Here is an 8,299-nt window from a genome sequence, read left to right as displayed (position 1 = left end):
TTCGTCGGCGGGGTGCCGGTCCGGGTTCGGGACCGCCAGGATGGGGCGCGATCCGGATCCCGGCCTTGACCTGCCTCAAGGCCGGCTCAGGCCAGGCCCGCCAGCACCGCCCAGCGCACCAGCTCCTGCAGGGTGCCGGCCTGCGTCTTGGCCATAAGCTTCGCCCGGTAGATCTCGACGGTGCGCGGACTGATGTCGAGCGTGCGGCCGATCTCCTTGCTGGTGCCGCCGGCGACCAGCTGGTCGAGGACCTGCCGCTCGCGCTCGCTCAGGGTGCCGACCCGCCGGACGAACTCCCGCAGCGTCGGATCGACCGCCTCGGCCGCGCCGTTGCGTTCCAGGGCGGAGCGCAGCGCCTGCAGGAGGGTCTCGTCGTCGAACGGCTTCTCGATGAAGTCGCAGGCGCCGAGCTTCATCGCCTCCACCGCGAGCGGGACGTCCCCGTGCCCGGTCATCATGATAACCGGAAGCTTGTGGCCGGATGCCCGCAGGCGGCGGAGCAACTCCAGGCCGTTGAGACCGGGCATGCGGATATCGGTCAGGACGCAGCCCGCTGCCGGCTCGACGAGCCGTTGGAGAAAGTCGGTCGCAGTCTCGTAGAGCCGCACCTCGAAGCCTTCGGTGCCGAGCAGGAAGCCGACCGAGTCCCGCATGGCCGGGTCGTCGTCGACCACGTGCACAAGGCTAGCTGGCATGACCGAGGTCTCCATCGTGCGCGGCCGGCAGCGTCAGCCGGAAGGTTGCCCCGCCGGCCTCGTTGCGCTCGACCCATAGGCGGCCGCCATGAGCCTCGACGATGGTGCGGCAGATCGAGAGCCCGACGCCCATCCCGCTCGCCTTGGTGGTGACAAAGGGTTGGAACAGCCGGTCCGCCACCGCGTCCGAGATGCCCGGCCCGGTGTCCACGACGGCAATCTCGACGTGGTCCGTTCCCGCGGGGCAGGCCTCGACGCGCAATTCGCGCCGGTGCCCCTGCTGCATGGCCTCGCGGGCGTTGCGCATCAGGTTGATCAGGACCTGCTGAACCTGAACGCGGTCGGCCAGGACGGACGTGACCCTCGGATCCACGTGCACGCGCGCGACAACGCCTTGCTCCCGGGCCCCGACCAGGGCCAGCGTGCTGGCCTCCTCGATCAGGCTCGCGACGGGCTCGACCCGCTTCTCGGTCTCGCCGCGGGTGACGAACTCGCGCAGGCGCCGGATGATTTGTCCCGCCCGCAAGGCCTGCTCCGCGGCCTTATCGAGCACCTCCACCGTCTTGGCGACGTTCTCGGGACTGGGATGCGCCAGAAGGCGCTTGCAGCCCTTGGTATAGTTGCTGATGGCCCCGAGCGGCTGGTTCAACTCGTGGGCCAGCGTCGAAGCCATCTCGCCCATCTCGCTGAGGCGGGACATGTGGACCAGCTCCGCCTGGAGTTCCTCGAGACGGGCCTGCGTGCGGCGTTGCTCGGTCAGGTCGTTGATGAACCCGGTGAAGAAGACCTGCTCGCCCGCGCGCATCTCGCCGATGGCCAGCTCCATCGGGAAGGTGGAGCCGTCCCGCCTCAGGCCGGTCACGACCCTGTTGGTGCCGATGATGCGGCGCTCGCCGGTCCGCCGGTAGCGGTCGAGGTAGGCGTCGTGCTCGCTCCGCATCGGCTCCGGCATCAGGATGCGGACGTTCCGCCCGACCGCCTCGTCGGCCGCGTAGCCGAAGAGACGCTCGGCCGCCGCGCTGAACCAATGGATCCGGCCTGCCTCGTCGATGACGACCATGGCCTCCGGCACGGTGTCGAGGATCGAGCGCAGGTGAGCCTCGCGGGCCCGCAGGTCGACCTCGGCCCGCTTCTGCTCGTCGATATTGAGCACGACCCCGCGGAGCCGGAAGGGGCTGCGTTCCGGGTCGAGTTGCACCCGGCCGCGCGAGCGCAGCCAGCAGACATGCCCGTCGGGGCGCAGGACGCGGTAATCGACCTCGTAGCTGCCCCCCTCCCGCACGGCTCTCTCGATGGCCTCCGCGCGGGCTGGACGGTCCTCCGGATGCACGAGGGCCTGTGAGGCGGCGAAGGTGGTCAATCGTTCGGCCGGGACGCCGAACAGGCGGGCACAGGTCGGCGACACCGTGGCGCGACCGGTCACGATGTCCAGCGACCAGATGCAGATGCCCACCTCGTCGAGCGTCAACCGCAGGTCGTCGCCGGTCTGAGCGGTGGCATCGTCGCGAGGGTGGCCGGGCGCGTCGACGGGGTTCGTCATCGCTTGCACCCGGAGAGGTCCTGCGGGCCGCGACGATGAAAACGCATCCGTCCCGAACTTCCAATCGGTTGCGCCATGACAACCAAAAATTACTGCATTTTGGAATCAGTGAACAGCCTTATGGCAGTGTTGTTGGTCGAATATAGACGATCCCGTCGGGCGAATGTGCGAAATTGAACACTCCGCATCGTGGGCCGCTTGAGGTGGATCAAGGCTGCCCAGCCGCGACGGGACGAACCATGGGGCCGGCACGAATCGGAGACGCTCCATGTCCAGCCCCTCCCGCTCCCCACTCGCGGGCATCCGCGACGTCCTCGTCGGCACGACCGTGGAGGGCGAGTTCGATCCCCCCATCGCGGCGATCGGCTACGGGCTGACGCTGGCCAAGGCGGCCAATGCGCACCTCACCGTGCAGTCGGCCTCCTGGCGCCTCACGGGCGACGACGCGTGGCTCGGCGAGTTCGACTACGTGGGCGAGGCCCTCGTGGACCGCCGTCTCGACGCGCTGGCGCGCTCCATCGCGGAGCGTGCGGCCGGCGATGCGGCCCAGGTCGGCGTTGTCTGCACGACGGAGGCGCCGGGGCTGACCTACCCGGACGTCGTGACCCGGCTGGCCACGCAGGCGCGCCTGCACGACCTCACGGTCCTGGACGCGGGACCGCGACGGTTCGACCTCGATCGCGAGACCATCGAGCGGGCGCTCTTCGAGAGCGGGCGGCCGGTCATCGCGGTGCCGCCGGGCCGCGACGCCTTCGCCGCACGGCGGATCATCGTCGCCTGGGACGGCAGCGCGCAGGCGGCGCGGGCCGCCAACGATGCCCTGCCGTTCCTGCGCGCCGCCGAAGCGATCGAGGTCGTCTCGGTCTGCGACGACGCGGAGATCCACGAGGCCGTCCCCGGGGCCGAGTTCGCGCCCCACCTCGCGCGGCACGGCGTGAACGTCGTCGTCAACGACCTGCCGAAGGGGGACGGCATCGCCGAGACCCTGCGCAGCCAGGCCGGCCTGTTCCGCGCCGACCTGGTCGTGATGGGAGCCTACCGGCATTCCCCCAAGCGGGAGTTCTTCCTGGGCGGGGTCACCCGCTCGCTCCTGCGGAACAGCCCCGTGCCGCTGTTCCTGTCCCATTGAATCTAGGGGGTCGGCGATGCGCAAGCGACCAACAGCCCGGAGCGGCACGACCACCGGGCCGACGCGCAAGCGTGAGCCGCCGCCCCGTGGCGCCCCGGCGCGCCCCGAAGCCGCGGAGGCGGTGCCGCCGGTGCGCCCCGAACCCGTCGAGGCAGTGCCGCCGGTGCGGGCGCCGAACGCGCCCGATTGGGCCAACCCGTTGACCGAGGAGGAGCGCCGCGCCCTCGAGGCCGGATGGGGCTTCGTCGAATGATGGCCCCGCGGGCGCCGTCGGCTCCCCGGCCCGTGCGGGGGTGTCAGAGCCGGGCCCGCGCGAGTTCCTCGATGGCCTGGATCAGGCGGCGCAGGTCGGCCGGGTCCGGCTGCGCCGGGGCACGCGCGGTCAGGGCTGCGATCAGCCTGTCGACGTAAACGGAGGCGCCGGAATAGGCGAGGCTCCAGTCGGCGAAGCGCCGCCGGTCGATGTCGTCGTACAGCAGCACCGCCACCTCCGTATGGCGCGGGTCGCGACGGATGCTGTCCATCAGGGCATCGACCGCGGGACGCGGCCCCTCCAGGATCTGTGCGAACCGGGTGCGCGACGCCACGAGGGCTCCCGTGACCCGGAGCCGGGCGTTCCGGGACAGAGACGTCTCGACGATGTTCCGGACGTCGGCCTCGGAGGATGTCCGCCGGCTGACGTAGAGAAGCCGACTGTCCATGGCTCTGCCTCCCTGCCGCCGCCCAGCGCGACCCTGACGCGTCCGGGCCGGCGAGCCTGGCCTCGTCGCACGGATCGGACCGGAACGCGGGCGCCGCGGGATGGTGCCGTTCGACGCCCGCGATCGGGAAGCGCTCGTCCAGCCTGCGAACGGCGGCCCCGACGAAGCGCGGGCTCAGTGGCTCATCAGGCAGCAGCGTGGGGAGCGTTCCAGGAGATCGCGCGTGACGCCGCCGAACATCCATTCCCGCAACCGGGAATGGCCGTAGGCGCCCGTGACGATCAGATCCGCATCCTGCCGCAGGGCGAACCGCAGGATCTCCGAGCCGGCATCCTCCTCCGTTTGCAGGTGATGGACGGCGACGTGCGCGCCGTGCCGCGCGAGGTGGCCGGCCACGTCGTCCGCACCGTCGGGCCGGGCGTCGGCGCCGACGGTCGCCACGTGGACCCGGTCCGCCGCCCGCAGGAATGGCAAAGCCGCCGACACGGCCCGCCGCGCTGCGGGACCGTCCCGCCACGCGATAACGATGCGCGACCCCGTCAGGCTCGCGAGCCCCGGCGGCACCACCAGGACCGGCCTGCCGGCCTCCATGAGGACGGGCCCGGGCGGCACGCCGAGCGGTCCCGGATCCGCGTCGCCCGGTCCCCGCCGGCTCAGGACCACGAGGTCCGCGGCGCGGGCCGTCTCGATGACGTGCGTGACGGCGTCCGCGAAGCCGGCGCGCCAGTCCGTGCCGATCCCCTCGGTCTCGGCACGCCGGAACAGGGCCTGCGCCTGTTCGAGGATGGTTTGGACCTGTGCCGTGTTGCGTTGCTCCTGCGCGACGGCATCGTAGACATCGCGGACCAGGAGGGGGGCCGGCACCGGATGGGCCGCCGCGCCCGTGAGCGTCGCCGCGAAGCGCCGGGCGAGGCCGGCGGCGAGGCGCATCCGGTCCAGCGCCGCTTCGCCGAGGTCGGCGGAAACGAGGATGTTGGCGTAGTCCATGGCTCAGCTCCGGCCCGCGTCGATGCCGACGCGGGGAGCCTCGCTGGAGCCGCGAGGGGCCACCTTGATCCAGCGCAAGCCCGCCGGTTGCCGGCGGGCGTCAGGGATGGCCCACGGCCTCCGCCGTCGGCTCGCGCCCGTCCCGGGGGCCGCCGAGCACGCGCATGGCGTTGAGGATCACCGCGACGTCGATGGCCTCCTGAAGGAGCGCCCCCTGAAGCGGCGAGAGATGGCCCAGCGCCGCCGCAACCATGCCGGCGAGGGACAGGCCGAGGCCGATCCACACGCTCTGGAGGGCGATGGCGCGGGCGCGCTTCGCGATGTGGATCGCCTGCGGCAGCGGCGCCAGGCTGTCCACCAGCAGGACGACGTCGGCCGCCTCGGCGGCCGCCGCCGCGCCCCGGGCGCCGAGGGCCACGCCGAGATCGGCCGCCGCCAGCGCGGGCGCGTCGTTGACCCCGTCGCCCACCATCATCACGGGGCCGTTCCGACGCTCGGCGGCCACGGTGCCGGTCTTGGCCGCCGGATCGAGGTCGGCCACGATGGCGTCCACGGGCAGCCCGGCGACGAGCGCCTCGGCGACGCCGCGCCGGTCGCCGGTCGCGAGCACCACGCGCGTGATCCCGCAGGCGCGAAGGTCCATGAGCGCCCGGCCGCCATCCGTCCGCAGCGGGTCCGCGAAGTCCAGGACCGCGGCCGGCGTGCCGTCGACGGCGACCAGGACCGTCGATGCCGCCGCCGCGGCCTGTCGGGGGCCGGCCGCCGGCGGGAAGACGATGCCGTGCCGGCGCATCAGGCGCGCGCCTCCGACGATGACGAGCCGCCCCTCCACCCGGCCGCTCGCCCCCTCGCCGGGGGATTCCGCGACCATCGAGGGCTGCGGAAGGATCAGGCCGCGCCCCCGGGCCTCCTCGACGAGGGCCCGCGCCACCGGGTGGCCCGAGGCCTGATCGACGGACGCCGCGAGGCGCAGGACCTCGGCCTCCCCGTGCGCGCCGAGGGTTCGCAGGGCGGCGAGCCGGGCGGAGCCGCGGGTCAGGGTGCCGGTCTTGTCGATCACCAGGACCCGCACCTGGGCGAGCATCTCCAGCGCGCCGCCGCCCTTGATCAGCACGCCGATGCCGGCCGCGCGCGACAGTCCCGAGACGAGGGCGACGGGCACCGCCAGGATCAGCGGGCACGGCGTGGCGACGACCAGCACCGCCAGGGCCCGGATCGGGTCGCCCGTGGCGGCCCAGGCGCCGCCGGCCAAAGCCAGCGTGAGGGCGAGGAATCCGAGCCCGTAGCGGTCCGCCAACCGCGCCATCGGCGCCTTCTGGGCCCGGGCGGCCTCGACCAGGCGGACGATCCCGGCATAGGTGCTCTCGGCCGCGGGTCGCTCCGCCAAGAGGGTGAACGGCGTGCCGGCATTCACCGTGCCGCTGAGCACGGGCTCGTTCGCCTTGAGGGTGACCGGAAGCGCCTCGCCGGTCAGGCTCGACCGGTCGAGCACCGCCCGGCCCGCCGCGACCCACCCGTCCACCGGCACGACGTCACCGACACGGACCAGGATCCGGTCCCCCGGGACCAGCGCCGCGAGGGCGACCTCCTGCAACACACCGCCCTCCTCGCGCAGGGCGGTGCGCGGCTGGCGCGCGATCAGCGCCGTCATCGCCGCCCCGGCCCGGCCCGTGGCATAGGCCTCCAGCGACTGGCCGCCCGCGTACATCAGGGCGATGACGGCACCGGCCAGCGTCTGACCCAGGAGGAGGGCGCCGCCCATCGAGAGAAGGGCAACGAGGTCCAGCCCGACATCGCCGCGCGCCAAGCTCGTCACGACCTGCGTCAGGAGGACGGCCAGGACCGCCAGGGTTGCGAACGCCCAGGCCGCCGTCGCGAAATCCGGACGCCCGAGCGCCTGCGCCAGGAGGCCCGCGCTGAGGCCCGCCAGCGGCAGGACGGCCAGCCACCTTCGCACCCGCGTCCCCCACTCGGCGGCCGACCATCCTGTTCCGGTTGAGCCTACCGCCGCCGTGGCCATGTCGAGGGTGCCTCCGTCCGCGCCGCCGAGCTAGGGCCCGCCTGGCTCGCGGGCCTTGCGTTGGATCAAACCGTCCCCGTCGAACCGGGCCGGGCTCAGGCCCGTGGGGCGGGACCACGCCAGGTTCCGGCCCCCGCGATGCCGGCGCTCCGACCGGGACGGGGCTGCGGACGACGGTGAATCCGTTGGGCATCGCGGGCTCGGTCCGGCTCTCGACGCGTCGCGTCGGCTTCTCCCTTCGCGACCGGAGCGGGGGAGCGAGGGCCGAGTCCCGGGCGCGGACGGGCCGCGGCCTGCGATGCCCGAGAGATCCGGAACTGGCGCCGAGCCTTGGATCGGGTCGCGGGGCGGCGCGTCCGGCGGCGTCCGACCTGTCCGGTCGGGTTTTTCTCAATAATATCTGAGCGAATATTTGTATTGGATTTGAGATATTGATCTGAATCAATGCGGATCGTACCGGAACTTCATTCGTGGCCCGGATGTCGAGACAGGAGATCCCGATGGCTTCTGAGACCGTGACGCCTCTTCAGGCACCGTCGTCCACCGACCCGATGGAGTCCATCAAGGCCGGCCTGGGTACAGGCTTCGGCGCCTGGCGCGCCTTTGCCGTCGATCTGCCGCTGCGCATCGCCACGGAGACGGTGCGCTTCACGGGCTGCCGTCTCCAGGCCCAGGCGGACCATCTGGCGGCGCTCACCCGATGCGGCTCGCTCAAGGATGCGTTCGAGCTTCAGACGGCGTTCCTGACCAGAAGCATGGCCGACTACCAAGCGGAGGCGCGCACGCTGTCGCACGAGGTCGTCGAGGCGGCCTCCGCCGAGGGGGTGTCCAAGGCGGCCTGAGGGGCCGGACCGCCGCGCCATTCCGAGCGCGCCCGTCTCGATGGCTTCTGCTGCGGTGGGGGCAGGACGGGGGCGGCATGATGGGGGTGGCAGGACGGGCCGCAGGTCGGTCAGCCGACCCGTTCCGCCCTCCGCCGGGTGTTCGCGCGCCGGCCCGATGCGCGCCGTATTTCGCTCTGGCCGGTCTGGTTTCCGCCGGGTGTGGTCAGGCCGGCTGGGGGAGGGGCGCGGGGCGTGGCGCCGGGGCGGCCTCTCGGGCGGTGTCTCGGGCGGCGTCCGGGGCGAGGAGCCCGAGGAGCGCGTCGAAGGCGAGGGGCTTGTCGACCAGCGGGATCCCGGCGGCGCGGGCCCGGGCGCGGATGGCGGGGTCGGGGTGTCCGGTGAT

Annotated in this window: 8 protein-coding genes and 1 pseudogene; 3 read left to right on the top strand and 6 right to left on the bottom strand. The window is 72.7% G+C overall.

Going from position 1 to position 8,299, the window contains the following annotated elements; translation table 11 throughout:
* Positions 1 to 86: 86 nt before the first annotated feature.
* Entirely contained in the window at positions 87 to 695 is a 609-nt protein-coding gene (gene fixJ / locus BM396_RS31465) for a response regulator FixJ (protein ID WP_043388199.1), read from the bottom strand.
* Complete coding sequence (locus BM396_RS31460; RefSeq protein WP_081948865.1) at positions 685 to 2,235, bottom strand: PAS domain-containing sensor histidine kinase; 1,551 nt, start codon at positions 2,233 to 2,235, stop codon at positions 685 to 687. Before BM396_RS31460 ends, fixJ begins: the two co-directional genes overlap by 11 nt.
* A 268-nt stretch (positions 2,236 to 2,503) precedes the next feature.
* Here BM396_RS31460 and BM396_RS31455 point away from each other — a divergent pair, with 268 nt between their 5' ends.
* Positions 2,504 to 3,364 (top strand): universal stress protein, encoded by an 861-nt coding sequence (locus tag BM396_RS31455; protein WP_043388201.1) that lies wholly within the window; start codon positions 2,504 to 2,506, stop codon positions 3,362 to 3,364.
* Between the two features lie 16 nt (positions 3,365 to 3,380).
* On the top strand, positions 3,381 to 3,617 hold the full coding sequence (locus tag BM396_RS32495) for a hypothetical protein (protein ID WP_043354346.1): 237 nt from the start codon (positions 3,381 to 3,383) through the stop codon (positions 3,615 to 3,617).
* 43 nt (positions 3,618 to 3,660) lie between these two features.
* Here BM396_RS32495 and BM396_RS31450 read toward each other — a convergent pair whose 3' ends face one another.
* From BM396_RS31450 to BM396_RS31440, 3 genes are all read right to left on the bottom strand, one after another.
* Positions 3,661 to 4,065 (bottom strand): BLUF domain-containing protein, encoded by a 405-nt coding sequence (locus BM396_RS31450; protein ID WP_043388204.1) that lies wholly within the window; start codon positions 4,063 to 4,065, stop codon positions 3,661 to 3,663.
* A 174-nt stretch (positions 4,066 to 4,239) separates the two neighbouring features.
* Complete coding sequence (locus BM396_RS31445) at positions 4,240 to 5,052, bottom strand: universal stress protein (protein WP_043388206.1); 813 nt, start codon at positions 5,050 to 5,052, stop codon at positions 4,240 to 4,242.
* A gap of 100 nt (positions 5,053 to 5,152) precedes the next feature.
* The gene (locus tag BM396_RS31440) at positions 5,153 to 7,072 is read right to left on the bottom strand and encodes a heavy metal translocating P-type ATPase (RefSeq protein ID WP_043388207.1); all 1,920 of its coding nucleotides are present in this window, start codon (positions 7,070 to 7,072) and stop codon (positions 5,153 to 5,155) included.
* A gap of 500 nt (positions 7,073 to 7,572) precedes the next feature.
* Here BM396_RS31440 and BM396_RS31435 point away from each other — a divergent pair, with 500 nt between their 5' ends.
* A complete protein-coding gene (locus tag BM396_RS31435; protein WP_043354355.1) occupies positions 7,573 to 7,914 on the top strand; it encodes a phasin family protein in 342 nt (113 codons plus the stop codon).
* 205 nt (positions 7,915 to 8,119) lie between these two features.
* Here BM396_RS31435 and BM396_RS33600 read toward each other — a convergent pair.
* Positions 8,120 to 8,299: pseudogene (locus BM396_RS33600) on the bottom strand (hypothetical protein); the annotation flags it as partial.

Source organism: Methylobacterium sp. UNCCL125 (assembly GCF_900116795.1).
GTDB classification, from domain to species: domain Bacteria; phylum Pseudomonadota; class Alphaproteobacteria; order Rhizobiales; family Beijerinckiaceae; genus Methylobacterium; species Methylobacterium fujisawaense.
Note: the sequence above shows the minus strand (reverse complement) of the source record. Positions and strands in the feature narration are given on the sequence as shown.

Coding starts and splice junctions, on each gene's coding strand:
- BM396_RS31455 (WP_043388201.1), top strand. CDS start 2,504: ATGTCCAGCCCCTCCCGCTCCCCACTCGCGGGCATCCGCGACGTCCTC.
- BM396_RS31435 (WP_043354355.1), top strand. CDS start 7,573: ATGGCTTCTGAGACCGTGACGCCTCTTCAGGCACCGTCGTCCACCGAC.
- BM396_RS31460 (WP_081948865.1), bottom strand. CDS start 2,235: ATGACGAACCCCGTCGACGCGCCCGGCCACCCTCGCGACGATGCCACC.
- fixJ (WP_043388199.1), bottom strand. CDS start 695: ATGCCAGCTAGCCTTGTGCACGTGGTCGACGACGACCCGGCCATGCGG.
- BM396_RS31440 (WP_043388207.1), bottom strand. CDS start 7,072: ATGGCCACGGCGGCGGTAGGCTCAACCGGAACAGGATGGTCGGCCGCC.
- BM396_RS31450 (WP_043388204.1), bottom strand. CDS start 4,065: ATGGACAGTCGGCTTCTCTACGTCAGCCGGCGGACATCCTCCGAGGCC.
- BM396_RS31445 (WP_043388206.1), bottom strand. CDS start 5,052: ATGGACTACGCCAACATCCTCGTTTCCGCCGACCTCGGCGAAGCGGCG.
- BM396_RS32495 (WP_043354346.1), top strand. CDS start 3,381: ATGCGCAAGCGACCAACAGCCCGGAGCGGCACGACCACCGGGCCGACG.